This is a genomic window from Clostridium lentum (genome assembly GCF_014287815.1).
Taxonomy (GTDB): domain Bacteria; phylum Bacillota; class Clostridia; order Clostridiales; family Clostridiaceae; genus Clostridium; species Clostridium lentum.
Map to the genome: position 1 here is coordinate 182,310 of NZ_JACOOQ010000002.1, position 18,020 is coordinate 200,329.

Sequence of the window (18,020 nt, forward strand, 5' to 3'; positions counted from 1 at the left end):
AAGAATTAAGAATTAATTTTTAGTAAATTAATTTTAAATTTTTCATTTTTAATTTTTTATTAAAATTCATGGAATTTTGCTTATTGTCATTCTTAATTTGTTTGACAATAAGCTTTTTTATATAGAAATATAACTTTAAATAGATTTTAGAAAAGAGGTTAATAATGAAATCATTTATAAGCCTAGAAGAAGCAATAGAAATATTGAATGAGAATGTGAAAATACTGGAAGTGGAAGAAGTTCAGCTTATTGATGCCTTAGATAAAGTCCTTGCCGAAGATGTATATTCAGTGATAAATAATCCACCATTCAATAAGTCTGCAATGGATGGTTATGCAGTAATGTATGAAGATACAAATGAAAGAGGAAAAGTGCTTCAGATAATTGATGAAGTATTTGCTGGAGAATCTTCAAATAAGGAAGTTACAGTAGGAGTAGCTATTAAAATAATGACAGGGGCACCTATTCCTAAAGGTGCAAATGCTGTAATAAAAAAAGAGGATGTAGAAGTAAAAGAAAATAGCATAATTTTAAAGAAACAATTAAAGAAAAATGAAAATATATGTTTCAAAGGTGAAGATATAAAGGAAGGTCAAATCCTTGTAGGAAAAGGAAAGAAGTTGAATTACGCTGATATTGGAATTATTGCTAGTTCAGGTATAAGTATGATTAAAGTTTATAAAAAGCCTAAAGTAGCTTTTATAAGTACTGGTGATGAAGTAGTAGACGTTGGTCAAAACCTTAGCTATGGAAAGATTTTTAATAGTAATAAATATACAATTTTAGCAAGAATCAAGGAATTAGGATATGAAGTAATTAATATAAAGCATGTTAATGATCAGTATGCAGACATAGGAAATACCATAAAAGAAATATGTAATATGGCTGACTTTGTCATAACTACAGGTGGTGCATCTGTAGGAGATAAAGATTTAATAAATGAAGCCATTGATGAAATTGATGGTGAGAAACTTTTTTGGAAAATTAAAATTAAACCAGGATCATCAGTATTATGCAGCAAATACAATAATACAGTAATTATAAGTCTTTCAGGTAATCCTACAGCAGCACTAACTACTTTTGAACTTTTAGCAAGAACATCTCTGGAAAGAATGAGTGGAGGCAGCAAAATAGAAATAAAAAGAGAAAAAGCTGTACTTCTTAATGATTTTAATAAGAAAAGCCCACAGAGAAGATTTTTAAGAGGACAGCTTCAATATATGGATGGCAAACAATGTGTATATATAACGCAAGTAAAAAGTGGTAATGGCATTTTAAGTTCAACTTTAAATTCAAATTGTATCATAGAGTTAGAGGCTGGGAATGCAGGAGTTTCGCAAGGAACAATGGTAGACATAATAAAATTTTAGAGGTGCATAATCATTGAAGATAAATAAGACACTGGCAATTATGGCAGGTGGGAAAAGTAGCAGAATGAATTATAATAATAAGGCTCTTTTAAGCTACAAGGAAAAAACATTTATTGAGAATATTATTGAAGCAGGGAAGAATTTTAAAAAAGTTGTTATTGTGGCAAATAATAAGGAGATCTATAGGGATTTTAATGTTGATGTGATAAGTGACATTTATGTAGGAAATGGCCCTTTAAGTGGAATTCATTCAGCACTTAGTTATTCAGATACTGATAAAGTCTTATGTGTGGCATGTGATATGCCATTGATAAGTAAAGATACACTAGAATTTTTAGCAAATGTAAAAGATGAGTATGAAGTTTTAGTACCAAGAGTAAATGATAGATTACAGCCTTTATGTTCAATTTATTCTAAGAAGATACTAGGGAAAATAGAAAAGGCTTTAGAAAATGATGATAATAAGCTACAAAAGCTTATATATAGTTTAGATTATAAAGAAGTACATGAGAAAAGTTTAACAGAAGGAGAATTTTTTAATATAAATACACCTGATGATTATAAAAGATTGGAGGAAATAGATAATATGTATACAGTAGCAATTATAACAAGCAGTGATAAGGGATATGCAGGAGAAAGAGAAGACAAAAGTGGAGCTACAGTAAAGGAAATAGTTGAGGCTAATGGATTTACTGTTGTTAAACAGGTAATTCTTCCTGATGAAAGAGAAATGTTAAGAGACGAAATGATAAAGATGTGCGATGAATTAAAGGTTAATTTAATATTAAGTACAGGGGGAACTGGTTTCTCTAAAAGAGATATAACTCCAGAAGCAACAAAGGATGTTATAGAAAGAGAAGCACCAGGAATTGTTGAAGCAATAAGATATTTTAGTTTACAAATAACTAAGAGAGCAATGCTTTCAAGAGCAGTGTCAGGAATAAGAAAAGATACACTTATAGTTAATTTACCAGGAAGTCCTAAGGCATGCAAAGAGGCTTTAGATTTTGTTTTAGATGATGTTAAGCATGGAATAGATATATTATTAGGTGAAGCGAGAGAATGTGCTAGAAAATAATATTTAAGAAGAGGGAGAGTGAAAAACGTTATGATGAAAATGATAAAAGTACAAGATGCAGTAGGATCAGTATTATCTCATGATGTAACACAAATTATACCAGGAGAGTTTAAAGGCAGAGCTTTTAAGAAAGGTCATATAATAAAGGAAGAAGATATAGAAAAACTACTATCTATAGGAAAAGATCATGTTTATGTATGGGAACCAGAGGAAGGTCAACTTCATGAAAATGATGCAGCCATAAGATTATCAAATCTTGTGGTAGGTGATGGAGTAGCTACATCAGAAGAAATAAAAGAAGGAAAAGTAGACTTCTTTGCTGACAGAAATGGAGTATTAAAGATAGATAAGGAGAAATTATTTAAATTAAATTCTCTAGGTGAAATAATAGTTTCTACATTACATAACAATACTCCAATAAGAAAAGGTGAAAAGATTGGAGCTACAAGAGTAATTCCATTAATTATAGATGAAAATAAGATAATAGAAGCTGAAGAGTTAATAAAAGAAAAGATAATCAGAGTTGATGAAATCAAAACAAAAAGATGTGCAGTTATAACTACTGGTAATGAAGTTTATTATGGAAGAATCAAAGATGCATTCTTGCCAGTAATAAAACAAAAACTAGGGTATTATGGTAGTGAAGTAATAAAACAAGTAATACTTCCTGATGATAAGGAAAGAATAACGGAAGAGATATTAAAATCTGTTAATGAAGATAAAGCAGATATGATTATTTGTACAGGAGGAATGTCTGTAGATCCAGATGATGTTACTCCAACAGCAATAAAGGATTGTGGAGGAGAACTTGTTACATATGGTTCACCGATACTTCCAGGGGCAATGTTCCTTCTTGCATATTATAATGACATTCCAATACTTGGAGTACCAAGTTGTGCAATGTATTCTAAGAGAACAGTGCTGGATTTAGTACTACCAAGAGTTTTAGCAGATGAAAGACTTACTATGGAAGATATTGCGGAGTATGGTCATGGAGGATTGTGTTTAGACTGCAAAGTATGTACTTTCCCACACTGCTCATTTGGTAAATAAGTTAAAGTTTTAGGAGGAATTATGGATAATAAATTAACTCATTTTGATAATAGTGGAAATGCAAGAATGGTGGATGTAGGAAGTAAAGTTCCTACAGAAAGAGTGGCTATTGCTGTTTCTAGAATAAAAGTAAGTGAAGAAACTTTAGAACTTATTGAAAAAGGTCAGGTAGGTAAAGGTGATGTATTAGGTGTAGCAAGAGTTGCTGGAATAATGGCTAGTAAGCAAACTTCTAATTTAATTCCTATGTGCCATCCACTGATGATTTCAAGCTGTAATATAGATTTTGATATAAATAAGGAAGAAAGTTATATAGGAATAAAGGCTACTGTAAAAATAGTTGATAAGACTGGTGTTGAAATGGAGGCATTAACAGCAGCTATGGTAACAGCATTAACTATTTATGATATGTGTAAAGCTGTTGATAAGAGAATGGTAATTGAAGGCACGCATTTACTTAAAAAGACAGGAGGAAAGAGCGGAGAATTTAATTTTTAAGGAAGAAGTCTCCTAAAAGCATAATGAAAGATAAGTTTGGAAGAGAAATAGATTATTTAAGAGTATCTGTAACTGACAACTGTAATTTAAGATGTGTATATTGCATGGAAGAAAAGGATAATATTTTTTTAAAAAAGGAAAATAAGCTTACAGATGATGAAATATATAGAATAGTAAAAGAAAGTGCTAGCCTTGGAATAAAGAAAATAAGGATTACAGGTGGAGAGCCTTTAGTGAGAACGGGAATAGTAGAGCTTATAGGAAGAATAAATAGTATTCCAGGTATTGAAGAAATATATATGACTACTAATGGAATTTTGCTATATGATAAAGTAGAAGCTTTAGCAAAGAATGGTCTTAAGGGAGTAAATATAAGTTTAGATTCACTAAAGAAAGAAAGATTTAAGACTTTAACAAGAAGAGGCGAGCTTAGCAGTGTTTTAAAGGCTATAGATAAATGCTTAGAGTATAATTTAAAGGTTAAAATAAACACTGTAATGGTAAATGACATAAATAAAGATGAAATTATTGATTTTGTAGATATGACTAAAAATAAAGCTGTAGATGTGAGATTTATAGAGTTAATGCCAATAGGTATTGCTGTAAACTATAAAGGTGTAACTAATGAAGAAATATTAGCTACAATAAAAGAGCATTATAAAGAAGTTATTGAAGTAAAAAGAAGTAAGATGGGTGGACCTGCTACTTATGTAAAACTTAATGAAGCAAAAGGGAAAATAGGGTTTATAAGTGCAATGAGTAATTGCTTCTGTGAAGATTGTAATAGAATAAGGCTTACACCAGAAGGATTTTTAAAGCAGTGTCTACATTTTGATTATGGTGTTGATTTAAGAAAACTTATGAGAGATGGCATAAGTGATGAAGAACTTAAAAAGGTTATATACCATAATATATATGACAAACCAGAAAAACATTTATTTTTAGAAAAATGTGAACATAAAGAAATTAAATTTATGAATCAAATTGGAGGATAAACATAAGATGAGTAAAGTATTAGCAATATGTATAAGCAAACATAAAGGAACATTAAAAAATGAAGTAAGTGAAGCAAATTTCATTGAAGAATTTGGTATTGAAGGAGATGCTCACGCAGGAAAATGGCATAGACAAGTAAGTCTTTTAGCTTTTGAAAAAATTGATGATTTTAGAAATAAAGGTGGAAATGTTGATTTTGGAGCTTTTGGAGAAAATTTAGTTGTAGATGGAATTGAACTACATAAACTACCAGTAGGACAACAGTTACAAGTGGGAGAGGTATTATTAGAAGTCACACAAATTGGTAAAGAATGCCATGATAAATGTGCAATATACTATCAAGTAGGAGAATGTATAATGCCAAAGAACGGAATATTTACAAGAGTTCTTAAAGGTGGAAAAGTTAAAGTTGGAGATCAGTGTACTTTAATAGATAGTGGTAAAAAGATATTATCTTTATAATTAATTAATGAAAATGAGGATGTCGTATTAAGAATAAATATACAATATATTGTATATAAAATTTTTAGTGCCATATCCTTATTTTTGTATATAATAACGATAAATTATAAGGTTATTAGATATTAAGAAGAATTTATCTTTTTTTGTTATAGAAAAATACTTGATTTTATTACTTTAGTATGATAAAGTGGTAAATAGATAAAGTGATAGGGGGATAATTCAACGTGAGCATAAAAGGAATTAGAAAAAATATTTTATTAGGAATAATTATGGGGAGTATAAGTTTTACGCTTTTAGCATGTAATAAGAAGGAAATTAAAAGTGTTATGGATAAGAATGAAGTAATTGTTGGGTTAGATGATGCTTTTGCACCTATGGGATTTAAAAATGAAAGTGGTGAAATTGTAGGATTTGATGTGGATTTGGCAAAAGAAGTAGGAGATAGATTAGGTAAGAAAGTTGTTTTTCAAGCTATTGATTGGTCAATGAAGGAATCAGAATTAAATAATGGGAATATAGATTTTATATGGAATGGATATACAATTACAGAAGAAAGAAAGGAAAAGGTGAACTTTTCAGAAGCTTATCTAAATAATAAGCAAGTTATAGTAACTTTAGCAAATTCTGATATTAATGCTAAAAGTGATTTATCAGGTAAAAAAGTTGGAGCACAAAGTGAGTCTTCAGCTATTGAAGCTATGGAGAAAGATACGGAGCTATATGAAAGCCTTAGTGGTGGTGAAGCAATAACCTTTGAAGATAATAATCAGGCTCTCATGGATTTAGAAGCAGGAAGGATAGATGCAGTGGTAGCTGATGAGATTTTAGTGAAATATTATATAAAGTTAAAAGGTGAAGATAAATTTAAAGTTTTAACTGAAGATTTTGGTAGTGAAGAATATGGAGTAGGCATTAGAAAAGGAGATGCTGAAACTGTTGAAGCAATTAATAATGCTTTTGAAGAAATGAAGAAAGATGGCAAAATGGCAGAGATTTCACAAAAGTGGTTTGGGGAAGATATAACAGATAATTAAAGAAAGAGAGTGGAGAGCATAATGGAGTTTTTAAGGAACTTAGGAAGCAATATAGTAATGTTAATGCCTCAAGTTATAAGTGGACTTAAGGTTACTTTAGAGATATTTGCCATAACTTTGATTTTATCTATACCATTAGGAATAGTAACTGCTATGGGAAGGCGATCAAAGATAAAGATAATAAATAAGATAACATCAATTTACGTTTTAATAATGAGAGGAACACCTTTATTATTACAGATAGTTTTTATTTTCTTTGGCTTATCCATCCCAAGTATAGGAATAGTAATTGAGAGATTTCCAGCAGCTATATTAGCATTTACATTAAACTATGGAGCTTACTTTGGTGAGATATTTAGAGCAGGAATTGATTCTATAGATGAGGGTCAGTATGAAGCAGGACAGGTTTTAGGTATGTCTAATACAGATATATTTTTTAGAATAGTATTACCTCAAGCTTTTAAGAGAGTTCTTCCACCAATAACAAATGAAATAGTAACTTTAATAAAAGATACTGCTCTTGTATATGTTATTGGATTAAGTGATTTATTAAAAGTTGGCAAGGTTGCAGCCAATAGGGATTCATCACTAATGCCCTTACTAGTAATTGGTATAGTATATTTAATCTTGATAGGAGTATTATCTAAGATTATGGAAAAAATAGAGAAAAGATATGAATATTATAATTAGGGGGAAGGATAGATGTTAAAGCTCAGGAAGATAAAAAAGAGTTTTGGTAATCTTGATGTATTGAAGTCAATAGATTTAGATATTGATGAAAAAGAAATAGTTGTGTTGGTTGGACCTTCAGGAGGAGGAAAAACAACGCTTCTTAGAATAATAAATATGCTAGAAAGATGTCATAGTGGATATATTGAAGTAAATGGGAGAGTATTATGTAATGATGGCAGATACATAGATAAAAAATCTATGATGGAGATAAGTAAAGATGTAGGAATGGTATTTCAAAATTTTAATCTATTTCCTCATAAATCTGTCATTGAAAATATAATTGAAGGACCTATGAGGGTGCTTAAAAAAAGCAAGGAACAATCTAAAAGTGAAGCTCGAGAAATATTGAGTTTTTTAGGCTTAAGTGAAAAGGAGGATAGTTATCCTCATCAGTTATCAGGTGGTCAAAAGCAAAGAGTAGCTATAGGTCGTGCTTTAGCTATGGAACCTAAGTTAATGTGTTTTGATGAACCTACTTCAGCACTAGATCCTGAGCTTACTGAGGAAGTAGCTAATGTAATCAAGATGTTACGTAAAAAAGGAATGACTATGCTGATAATAACTCATGATATGACCTTTGCAGAAAAAGTGGCCAGTAGAATAATTTCTATGGATAATGGAGAGATTGTTGAGAGGCATATATATAGAAGTAGTAAAGAGACTATTATAACATAGTTATTGTAACTGTAAGGTTGTAATGATATAATTAAGTGGTGACAATGAAGTTTTTAGAAACTCATTGTCTTTTTTTGTAAGAATCTAATAAGGGGGAGTTTTGTATGGATTTAAATACATACAAAAAATATATTCAAATTTTGAATGAAGAATTGGTTCCAGCTATGGGATGCACTGAACCAATAGCAATAGCATATGCAGCAGCAAAGGCAAGAGATGTGCTTGGCACTTTCCCAGAGAGTGTTATAGTTAAATGTAGTGGAAATATGATAAAAAATGCTAGATGTGTTACAGTGCCAAATACAGGAGATTTAGTTGGTATTGAAGCAAGTGCAATTATTGGAATTTTAGCAGGAAAATCTCATAGAAAACTGGAAGTAATTAATGAAGTAAGTGAAGAAGCAATCATAAAAACACATGAACTTATACAATCAGATTATTGTAAAGTTGAGTTTTTAGATTCAGAGATAGAATTACATATAATAGTAGATGTTTTTAATAAAGAAGAAAGTGCATCGATAGAAATAAAACATGCCCATGATAATATTTCAAGTATTATAAAAGATGGAGAAGCAATCTTTAAATTAGAAGAGGATTCCAATAAATATCTAGGAGTTTTTATAGATAGAAGAATTTTAAGTGTGGAGAAGATTTATGAATTTGCCAATACAATGAATATTGACGATGTTAAAGAACTATTAGATAATCAAATGAAGTATAATATTGATATAGCAGAAGAAGGATTGAAAGGTTCCTATGGAGTAGGGATTGGAAAAGTTATTTTAGAAGCTGGAAACTCATTAACAAACAAAGTAAAAGCTTATACAGCAGCAGCTTCTGAAGCGAGAATGAGTGGATGCTCTTTACCTGTAATGACTAATTCAGGCAGTGGAAATTCCGGTATGACAATTTCAGTACCATTGATTATATATGCTAGAGAAAAAAATATTTCTAAAGAATTATTATATAGAGCTTTAGTGTTTGCGAATTTAATTAATATACATCAAAAAGCTGGAATTGGAAGACTTTCTGCATTTTGTGGAGCAGTAACATCAGGGTGTGCTAGTGGAGCAGGAATAACTTATTTAGAAGGTGGAAGTCTAGAACAGATAAATAAAACCATTAACAACACTTTAGCCAATATTTCAGGAATTGTTTGTGATGGAGCAAAAGCTTCATGTGCAGCAAAGATTGCTACAAGTTTAGATGCTGCCATGATGTCGCATTCATTGGCTATGATAAATAGAGGTTATAGTGCTAATACTGGAATACTAAAAGAAGATATAGAAGGAACCATTAGCGCCATAGGGAGACTTGGAAAAATTGGTATGAGAGAAACTGATAAAGAAATATTAGATATTATGCTTGAAGCATAATATTAAAAGTTAATTAAGTTAAATTTATTAAAAAAAAGAAAAAATCTTATGTATCTGCACATACATAAGATTTTTTCTTTTATATTTGTATTCAACAGAAGGCTTAATCTATTGACATTAAGCAATCTTAAGGATAGATGCTTAAAGTTTTAATTGAAGTTAATTAATATATCTATATCAGATCTTAGGGAGAAAAGAATATTATATATTAATTTTTTGAGTAATATTCCACAACTAAAACTTCATTTATTTCTATTGGCACTTCATTTCTTTCAGGGTATCTTAACAGAGTACCAGAGAAATCAGCTTCGTTTTTACTTATGTATGGCAATACATTAAGTATGCTAGATTCGAAGTTTTCTTTAAACATAGGATTTTTTTGAGATTTCTCTCTTAGTTTAATTTCATCACCAACTGAAACATTGAAAGATGGAATATCTACTTTTTTACCATTAACTAAAATATGGCCATGCACTACCATTTGACGTGCTTGTCTTATTGAGTTAGCAAATCCTAATCTATATACTAAGTTGTCTAATCTGCATTCTAGAAGTTTAATTAATGCAAAACCAGTTAACTCTTTAGATTTAGAAGCTTTTTCAAAGTAATTAGCAAATTGTTTTTCCATTACTCCATAATATGCTCTAAGTCTTTGTTTTTCTAAAAGTTGTGTACCATAGTCTGAAAGTTTTTTATCATTTCTTGCAGAACCTTTCGCTGCTCTTTTCATTGCTTTTGGATGACCACAAACATTTAATCCAAGTCTACGACATTGTTTAAATCTAGGTCCCATCATTTTTGCCATAAAATCATCTCCTTAAATCATTTGCCGCGATAATTTAAGCCTCACATATAATATAGCATAGTTAAGGATGAATGTAAATGAAAATCATTATCATTTATAAAGATATTATAAATTTTCACTTTTGTATTATTTAATTCAGAAATTATTTTGTAAAAAAAGGTGAAATTATTATATAATTTATTATATAAATGAATTTATAGAAGGTTAAAGGTGATATATACAAATTAGCAGTAGGTGAAAGTTTTAAAGTTGCATATTTAGTAATAGTAGAATAAATAATTAAAGTATAAGGGGAGAATGGTATGAAGATAGATAGTATTATTTTTGATTTAGATGGGACTTTATGGGACTCTACAGAAGGAGTGTCAAAAACATGGAGTCTTGTTTTAAATAAATATGATTATGAGAGAAAAGAGGTTACTGTTGAGGATTTACACAGTTGTATGGGTAAGCAGCTTGATGAAATAGGTAAAATTCTTTTTCCTAAGTTAAGCAGTGAAGTAAGAAAAAATTTAATGAATGAATGTTGTACTTTAGAAAATGAATATCTAGGGGAGCATGGAGGAGTGCTTTATGCTAAGGTTGAAGAAACACTAAAAGAACTTTCTAAAAAATACAAATTGTTTGTTGTAAGCAATTGTCAAGATGGATATATAGAATGTTTTTTTAAAGCTCATAAATTAGATAAGTATTTTACTGATTATGAATGTCCAGGAAGAACAGGACTTTCTAAAGGAGAGAATAATAAGTTAGTTATTGAAAGAAATAATTTAAAAAAACCAGTATATGTAGGAGATACTGAAGGAGATGCTGAATCAGCAAGAGTAGCAGGTATTCCTTTTGTTTTTGCTAAATATGGTTTTGGATCTGTAGAAAAATATCAATATGAAATTGATAGCTTTCAAGATTTATTAACTATAAAGTGGTAATTTTATTAATTAATATAAAATATATAAATATGTTCAATTTAACAATTATTTAAGATATAGGTTATTGTTTAAAATGAAAAAATAACAGTAGATAATATTAATCTTAGGCTACTGTTATTTTTTTATCTTTATAATCTTTGATTTTTAAAAATTAATTTTTTATGTAGTATATTGCAGTGAGGTTATTAATACTATTATAGCAGTAGTGAAAATAGGTATTAATACAGATGTTACAAAAATATCTTTGTAGCTTTCTTTGTGAGTAAGACTGCATATTGCTAAAGTAGTAATAACTGCACCGTTATGGGGCAGTGTATCTAATCCACCAGATGATAGAGAAGCTATTCTATGAAGAATTTCTGGAGAGATAGATAATGCATCACTCATTTGAATAAAGGTTGGTGCTAGAGCATTTAAGCTTATGCCAAGTCCACCAGAAGCAGAAGCAGTAAGCCCGCAAATTACATTAACAGAAATAGCTTCAGAAATAATTGGATTACTAGATACATTCATGATGGTATTTTGTATAGTTAGAAAAATCGGTAGAGATTTAATTATACTTCCATAGCCAACAATAGCACTGGAGTTAAGCAGTGGTAAAAAGGAATTTTTAACACCTATATTTAATATATCATTTAAATTAGGTAGTTTCTTAAAGTTTAGAGCTAAAATAAATATAATGGCAATAACTATGGATATTATAACACTCCAAGTACCAGAAACATTATCTAAAGAAACTCCATATTTTTCTAAGTAACTTCCATCTATATTAGGATAATAAATTTTGGATAAAGTAAAGTTTGAAATAAAAATTATTAAAATAGGAAGTACAGAAATAAATATACAAGGAAGACTTTCATTTTCTATTTCTTCTAATTTAAATTTATGTTTTCCATATCCTTCACCAAAACTTCTAGCTTTTTTTAATCGGTAGTTAAGCCATAATAAACCTAAGGAAAGCATTGTGATGCTAGCTATAATTCCAATAAATGGCGCAGCAAATGTGTCAGTTCCAAAATAGCTCATAGGAATTACATTTTGTATTTCAGGGGAACCAGGCATTGCAGTCATGGTAAAGGTAAAGGCACCTAATGCGATAGTTCCTGGAATAAGCCTTTTAGGAATATCTGCTTCCTTAAATAATATATTGGCTAGAGGGTATAGAATAAATGCAACAACAAATAAAGAAACTCCTCCATAAGTAAGAAATGCACCAGATAAGACTACAGCAAGTATTGCTTTATCTTTTCCAAGCTTATTGGTAATGAATGATGCAATAGATTTACCGTAATTAGCTTCTTCCATAAGCTTAGCAAAGATTGCACCTGTAAGAAATAGAGGGAAGTAGTTTTTAACGAATCCTGCAAATCCACTCATATATATTTCTGTATAATTAACCATTAAGTGGCTATTAAGTCCAAAAGTTAAAAGTAGGGTAAGTAGCCCGATAATTGGTGCCGTAATAATTGTTGAATATCCCTTATAAGCTAAATACATGATTAGAGATAGGGAAATTATCAATGCTATTATATTAATCATAAAAAAATTTCCTTTCTTAAATGTAGTAATTAATGTTACTCTTTAATAACATTAATAGTTTAACCAATTCTTATAATTATGTGTGTAATAAAGTCACAATAAAAAAACTAAAGCAAAAATGCTTCAGTTTTTAAGAGAAGTTGATATTAGTTTAGAAAATAAAGGCAACATTTTATTATTATTTATAAGCATCATTTCTGGATGCCATTGAATACCTATACCGAATGTATAGTTATTAAGTTCTATAGCTTCAATAATATTATCAGGAGCAATAGCAGAAATGCTTAAATTATCACCTAGTTGGTTAATGCATTGATGATGAAAGCTATTAACATAGAGACTTTCACCAAATAAATTATAAAGTAGTGAATCAGTTTTAATATTAATTGGATGGATAAATTCATATCTTGCAGATTTCTGGTAGTGCTGTATTGTATTGTTAGGGACTTCGCTAAAATCTTGATATAAAGTTCCTCCACAAGCTACATTAAGAATTTGAATTCCTCGACAGATTGCCAAGAAAGGTTTTTTAGAGCTAATAATATTTTGCATTAGTGAAAGCTGAAATAAATCAAGCTTACTATTAAATTCGCCAAGCTCCTTATGAGGATTTTTTTTATAAAAATATGGATTAATATCAATACCACCAGTAAATAAGAATCCATCGCACAAATCTATATATGAATCTATATTTTCTAAGTTTGAAGTGATTGGGATTATCAGTGGAAGTCCAGCAGCTTTTTCTATAGCATTTACATAATCAGAACTTACACTGATTTTGCTTATCTTATTATCTAAAAATAAAGTTGAAACTATACCAATTTTACTTTTCTTCACTGTATATCAATCCTTTCATCCAATAATGGAATAGAATATAGCATGATACATAATATGATGATATTAGATAAAAATACACTTGTAATTTTAAATTTATCTAAATTAAAAAAGAAAGTACTATATAAATGTTGTATAATAATTAATATTATTGAACAAGGAGGTAAATCGTGAGAGATATAAGTAATTCAAAAGGAAAAATTTTTAGACATTTTAAGGGGGATTTATATTTAGTTGAAGACTTTGTAACTCATTCAGAAACACAAGAAAAGATGGTTCTCTATAGAGCACTTTATGGAAGTTGTGGATTATTTGTAAGACCATATGATATGTTCTTAGAAGAAGTACCAGCAGAAAAAGAAAATCCTACAGGTCAAAAATATAGATTTGAAGAATACGTAGTTAAAAGCGTAAAATAGTTATGTTAAATAATAAATAGAGTAACTTCTTTTGAAGTTCCTCTATTCATTATTTTTAAGAAAGTATTCAAATACTTTCCAACATAATTATTCATTAAAGAACGTAGTTCTTAATGGCTTGTACTACACCATTTTCGTCATTGCTTTTAGCCATAAATCTGGCTACTTTTTTTAGAGTATCATGAGCATTAGCCATGGCATAGCTGTAGTAAGCACTTTCCATCATTTCAAGGTCATTTAAATAATCACCAAAAACCATGGTTTCTTTATAATCAATATTTAAAAGTTCTTGTATTTCATTTATAGCCATACCTTTATTTATACCTTTAGCGACCATATCAAGCCAAATTTTACCTGAAACAGTTACTTGAACTTTATCTCTATAGTCATTAAAATATTTATTACTATTATTTTCAGCACCATCAAAATCACAAATTGTTACTTTTAAAATATCATCATCAACTACTGTTAAGTCCTCTACTATTTTATATCGTTCATAATATTTAGCAGTTTGCTTTACTAGCCTTTCATCATGGCTTTCAATATAAGCTGAAGTTTTCCCACATAATATAACATAAGAATTAGGAATTGTTCTACCGATTTTAATTAATTCTTTAGCAATATTTTTTTTAAGGGAATTAACAATAATCTCTTTACCTTTATATACCACAAATGTTCCATTTTCAGCAATAAACATCATATCATCTTTTATATCTTTGAATCTTTCTAGAAGATTATAATATTGTCTTCCACTGGCTGCAGCAAAAATAATATCCTTTTCTTTTAGTGATTGAAACATTGGATAGAAATCTGCATGTATTTCATTATTAGAATTTAATAAAGTACCATCCATATCTGTTGCAATAAATTTAATCATAAAAATCACCCTCTGTAAATACTGTTTATTATCAGTTATTGTTATTTAGTTTTATTTGTTATCATTTTATCATAAAATTAAGTATTAATCAATTTGTTGATTTGCGAATATAGTAAAATATAGAGTATTGCTAAAGGAAATAAAACATGTTGATAAAAGGGGATTTTCATATGCATTCAACTTGTTCAGATGGGAATTTGAGTCCAGCTGAGTTGGTGAGATATGCTAAGAAGAGAAAGGTTGATATAATAGCGCTTACAGACCATAACAGCTGTGATGGTTTATATGAGGCAATAAGTGAAGGGAAAAGAAGTGGTATAGTAGTTATTCCAGCAGTAGAATTGTCTACGAAATATAAAGAAAATAGAGTTCATATATTAGGATATTTTAAAGATGATAGTTATAATAATGAGCTTTTTAAAGAGGTATTAAGGAAGATAAAAGGAGATAAGATAGGTGATTTAAGGAGTATATTTGGTAGTAAGATAAATTTTAATGGATACAAAAAGAAGTTATACGTAGAAAGTGGAATCCAGTTATTGAGATTTTTTGGTGCAACAGTTGTACTTGCCCATCCAGTATTATTAAGTAGGGAATGCTTTTTTAATATAGAAAATATGGATTTTGATGGCATTGAAGCACGTTACTTTTTAAATAATGAGCAGGATACAGAGTTTTATATTAAATTTGCCAAAGAAAAAGGATTATATTATACAGCAGGATCAGATTTTCATACAAGAATTGAGGAATACAGAATTCATGGACTTATAGGTGATGTTTTTTTAAATGCAGAAGAAATTGAAGATTTTCTAGCACAGTCAGGACTTGATATTTGGGTTGAAGAATTTTTTCTGTAGATAATGAAAAAATTCAAGTTATGGTACATTATATAATTAATTGAATATAATATTGAGATTCTTCGGTAAAAGAAGTACCTATTTATGTAGGTGCTTCCTTTATAAATGTGTAAAGCATAGGCAACAACTTAGATGATATAAATTACTCAATACCCATAAAGAATAATGGAGAATAGAAAATAATCTAATAATGGAAATAAAATTCGCAAATTAATTCTTTAACGGTATAATTGACACAATGTGATATTTAATGTTATCTTAAGGTAAACTAAAAGAAGAAATATTTTTTAGGGGGAGTTTGAGTGAAGAAAAAAACAAAAGAAACTATTTTAATTGGTACAGGCCTTGTGACATTATCTTTAATTTTACATTATGTACATTATTTAATATTTAAAGATGCTCATCATACTATGATTTTTTTAGTTGCAGATATTGCTTTTATACCAATGGATGTGTTTTTTACTAGCTTAATATTGGATAGATTCCTAGAAAAAAGAGAAAAAGATCACTTACTAGGAAAGTTAAATATGCTGATAGGAGTATTTTATACTGAAGTAGGTACAAAACTTTTGCTTAATATAGCAGAAGGGGATAATGATAGGGGGTTTTTAAGTGGAGCGTCAATAACCAATGATACATGGAAGAAAAAGCCATTTGAAAAACTTCATAATAGAATTTTAAAACATGATTACAATGTAGATATTAATAAAGTATCTTTACAAAATATTAAAAATAATTTAGATGAAAATAAGGAATTACTTATTTCATTAATAGCTAATGAAAATCTTATAGAACATGAAACATTTACAGAAATGCTTATGTCTATTATTCATTTAAGAGAGGAGCTTAACACAAGATTAAGTGTAGATATGCAAGAATATGAGATTAAGCATATAGAAAAAGATATTATGTTGGCATATAAATATCTGACAATAGAATGGGCAGAATATATGAAATATTTAAGTGAAGAATATCCAGCATTATATTGTAAAGCCCTTATAAATAATCCATTTGATACAAGAAGTAAAAGTGAAAAAGATAAGTGTTATTTAAAAGAATATAAAAAACAGTATAGAGATAATTTATAAGAAGAATATAAAGATTTATTTTCATGATATTTTTCTTTAAAAAATAAAATAGTAAGAAAGAAGTAGGACAAATGAAAAAAGCTATTTTAGTGGTAAGCTTTGGTACAAGTTATTTGGAACCATTGAAGAATTCAATTGAAAATGTTGAAAATAAAATTAGAAATCAATTTAAAGATTATGATGTATATAGAGCATTTACATCTCATATGATAATTAAAAAGCTTGAAATAGTACATGGACTTATAGTTGAAAAACCAGAAGAATTACTTGAAAGATTATATATTGAGGGATATGAAGAAGTTATAATTCAGCCTCTTCATATAATACCAGGAGAAGAATTTAGTTATATAAAGAATATTGAAGTATATTTTAAAGATAAGTTTAAATCAATAAAGGTTGGACGTCCAATATTTTATTATCAAGGAATAGAAGGACTTCCAGAAGATTATTCATTATTTATAAAATCTATTAAAGGAATTATAGAAGGAGAAGAAGCAGTAGTTATGATGGGGCATGGAACAGTTCATCCATCTAATGCAGTATATGGAGCTCTTCAAAGTGTTTTAAATGATGAAGGATATAAAAATGTTTTTGTAGGAACAGTAAAAGGCTATCCAAATTTTACAAGTGTATTAAATAAAATAAAGAAACGAGGTATTAAGAAAGTATTATTAATGCCACTTATGCTTGTAGCTGGAAATCATGCTATCAATGATATGACTTCGGAAAAAGATAATTCATGGAAATCTATGCTGGAAGCTGAAGGGATAGAAGTAAAGCTATGGACCAAAGGACTAGGGGAAGTAGATGAATTTGCACAGTTATATATAGATAGAGTAGATGATTTAATAAATAATAGATATATTGGAACAGAAGAAATAAAAAAACATAAAATAATATATATTGACAAATAATAATTATTCTATGATAATATACTTAAATAATATAAAAACTTAGGAGGAAATTCAAATGAAAGCATTTGTAGATGAAAATGTATGTATAAGCTGTGGAATGTGTGAAGGAATCTGTGGAGATGTATTTTCACTTGATACTGGAGTAGCAGTAGCTATAGAAGGAGATGTGGCTGCAGATTTAGAAGATGCAGTTAACGAAGCATGTGATAGTTGTCCAGTAGCGGCAATATCAGTAGAATAATTATTTAATCCCTTTAAATCACCTATAAATTATATGAGAGTTGCATTTATGCAACTCTTTTTTTAAAGTACAGGAAAGTATAAAATTTTCGATGGCTGAAAGTTAGATGTTATCTAGCATTCAGCCTTTAAATATGTTAAATTTATTAATTATAAATTAGAGGTTTTTACATATGAAAAAAGGTAAAATAAAAATAATACTAGAAGATCACTGGCATGGGTTCTTAAAAATATATGAAAATAA

20 protein-coding genes and 1 pseudogene are annotated in these 18,020 nt (G+C 29.0%); 17 read left to right on the top strand and 4 right to left on the bottom strand.

The features are described from left to right. Positions 1-164: 164 nt before the first annotated feature. The 11 genes and pseudogenes from H8R92_RS02405 to H8R92_RS02455 all read left to right on the top strand — a co-directional run bounded on the left by H8R92_RS02405 (position 165) and on the right by H8R92_RS02455 (position 9,274). Positions 165-1,370, top strand: a complete 1,206-nt coding sequence (locus tag H8R92_RS02405; protein WP_186834608.1) for a molybdopterin molybdotransferase MoeA — start codon at positions 165-167, stop codon at positions 1,368-1,370. Positions 1,371-1,410: 40 nt separating this feature from the next. Further along, positions 1,411-1,845: pseudogene (locus H8R92_RS02410) on the top strand (molybdenum cofactor guanylyltransferase); the annotation flags it as partial. A 111-nt stretch (positions 1,846-1,956) separates the two neighbouring features. Beyond that, complete coding sequence (locus H8R92_RS02415) at positions 1,957-2,448, top strand: MogA/MoaB family molybdenum cofactor biosynthesis protein (RefSeq protein WP_186834626.1); 492 nt, start codon at positions 1,957-1,959, stop codon at positions 2,446-2,448. 33 nt (positions 2,449-2,481) lie between these two features. Next, positions 2,482-3,501: a molybdopterin-binding protein gene (locus tag H8R92_RS02420; protein ID WP_186834627.1), complete on the top strand. Its 1,020-nt coding sequence runs from the start codon at positions 2,482-2,484 to the stop codon at positions 3,499-3,501. Positions 3,502-3,522: 21 nt separating this feature from the next. Further along, on the top strand, positions 3,523-3,999 hold the full coding sequence (gene moaC, locus H8R92_RS02425) for a cyclic pyranopterin monophosphate synthase MoaC (RefSeq protein ID WP_186834609.1): 477 nt from the start codon (positions 3,523-3,525) through the stop codon (positions 3,997-3,999). A gap of 23 nt (positions 4,000-4,022) precedes the next feature. Then, positions 4,023-4,994 (top strand): GTP 3',8-cyclase MoaA, encoded by a 972-nt coding sequence (gene moaA, locus H8R92_RS02430; protein ID WP_186834610.1) that lies wholly within the window; start codon positions 4,023-4,025, stop codon positions 4,992-4,994. Positions 4,995-5,001: 7 nt separating this feature from the next. After that, positions 5,002-5,457: an MOSC domain-containing protein gene (locus tag H8R92_RS02435; protein WP_022166559.1), complete on the top strand. Its 456-nt coding sequence runs from the start codon at positions 5,002-5,004 to the stop codon at positions 5,455-5,457. Between the two features lie 269 nt (positions 5,458-5,726). Next, entirely contained in the window at positions 5,727-6,491 is a 765-nt protein-coding gene (locus H8R92_RS02440) for an amino acid ABC transporter substrate-binding protein (protein ID WP_186834628.1), read from the top strand. A gap of 21 nt (positions 6,492-6,512) precedes the next feature. Continuing rightward, positions 6,513-7,181 (top strand): amino acid ABC transporter permease, encoded by a 669-nt coding sequence (locus tag H8R92_RS02445; RefSeq protein ID WP_022166557.1) that lies wholly within the window; start codon positions 6,513-6,515, stop codon positions 7,179-7,181. Positions 7,182-7,193: 12 nt separating this feature from the next. Next, entirely contained in the window at positions 7,194-7,898 is a 705-nt protein-coding gene (locus H8R92_RS02450; RefSeq protein ID WP_022166556.1) for an amino acid ABC transporter ATP-binding protein, read from the top strand. A 104-nt stretch (positions 7,899-8,002) separates the two neighbouring features. Beyond that, positions 8,003-9,274, top strand: a complete 1,272-nt coding sequence (locus H8R92_RS02455; RefSeq protein WP_186834611.1) for an L-cysteine desulfidase family protein — start codon at positions 8,003-8,005, stop codon at positions 9,272-9,274. Between the two features lie 208 nt (positions 9,275-9,482). Here H8R92_RS02455 and rpsD read toward each other — a convergent pair whose 3' ends face one another. Continuing rightward, positions 9,483-10,079 (bottom strand): 30S ribosomal protein S4, encoded by a 597-nt coding sequence (gene rpsD, locus H8R92_RS02460; RefSeq protein ID WP_022212996.1) that lies wholly within the window; start codon positions 10,077-10,079, stop codon positions 9,483-9,485. A gap of 302 nt (positions 10,080-10,381) precedes the next feature. Here rpsD and H8R92_RS02465 point away from each other — a divergent pair, with 302 nt between their 5' ends. Next, on the top strand, positions 10,382-11,008 hold the full coding sequence (locus H8R92_RS02465; RefSeq protein WP_022212995.1) for an HAD family hydrolase: 627 nt from the start codon (positions 10,382-10,384) through the stop codon (positions 11,006-11,008). A gap of 159 nt (positions 11,009-11,167) precedes the next feature. On the opposite strand, the gene H8R92_RS02470 is transcribed toward H8R92_RS02465, so the two are convergent. Both H8R92_RS02470 and H8R92_RS02475 read right to left on the bottom strand, forming a co-directional pair. Continuing rightward, positions 11,168-12,547, bottom strand: a complete 1,380-nt coding sequence (locus tag H8R92_RS02470) for a GntP family permease (RefSeq protein ID WP_022212994.1) — start codon at positions 12,545-12,547, stop codon at positions 11,168-11,170. Between the two features lie 123 nt (positions 12,548-12,670). Continuing rightward, positions 12,671-13,384 (bottom strand): gamma-glutamyl-gamma-aminobutyrate hydrolase family protein, encoded by a 714-nt coding sequence (locus H8R92_RS02475; RefSeq protein ID WP_186834612.1) that lies wholly within the window; start codon positions 13,382-13,384, stop codon positions 12,671-12,673. A 167-nt stretch (positions 13,385-13,551) separates the two neighbouring features. On the opposite strand from H8R92_RS02475, the gene H8R92_RS02480 reads away from it, so the two are divergent. Continuing rightward, on the top strand, positions 13,552-13,800 hold the full coding sequence (locus tag H8R92_RS02480; RefSeq protein ID WP_022212992.1) for a DUF1653 domain-containing protein: 249 nt from the start codon (positions 13,552-13,554) through the stop codon (positions 13,798-13,800). Positions 13,801-13,894: 94 nt separating this feature from the next. Here H8R92_RS02480 and H8R92_RS02485 read toward each other — a convergent pair whose 3' ends face one another. Further along, entirely contained in the window at positions 13,895-14,677 is a 783-nt protein-coding gene (locus tag H8R92_RS02485) for a Cof-type HAD-IIB family hydrolase (protein ID WP_186834613.1), read from the bottom strand. A gap of 146 nt (positions 14,678-14,823) precedes the next feature. Between H8R92_RS02485 and H8R92_RS02490 the strand changes: the two genes are divergently transcribed. The 4 genes from H8R92_RS02490 to H8R92_RS02505 all read left to right on the top strand — a co-directional run bounded on the left by H8R92_RS02490 (position 14,824) and on the right by H8R92_RS02505 (position 17,777). Continuing rightward, positions 14,824-15,534, top strand: coding sequence for a PHP domain-containing protein (locus H8R92_RS02490; RefSeq protein WP_022212990.1), 711 nt, complete (start codon positions 14,824-14,826; stop codon positions 15,532-15,534). A gap of 302 nt (positions 15,535-15,836) precedes the next feature. Continuing rightward, on the top strand, positions 15,837-16,622 hold the full coding sequence (locus H8R92_RS02495) for an MJ1433 family protein (protein WP_186834614.1): 786 nt from the start codon (positions 15,837-15,839) through the stop codon (positions 16,620-16,622). 71 nt (positions 16,623-16,693) lie between these two features. Next, positions 16,694-17,536 (top strand): sirohydrochlorin cobaltochelatase, encoded by an 843-nt coding sequence (locus H8R92_RS02500; protein WP_186834615.1) that lies wholly within the window; start codon positions 16,694-16,696, stop codon positions 17,534-17,536. Positions 17,537-17,591: 55 nt separating this feature from the next. Continuing rightward, on the top strand, positions 17,592-17,777 hold the full coding sequence (locus H8R92_RS02505; protein WP_022212987.1) for a ferredoxin: 186 nt from the start codon (positions 17,592-17,594) through the stop codon (positions 17,775-17,777). The last annotated feature ends 243 nt before the right edge of the window (positions 17,778-18,020 follow it).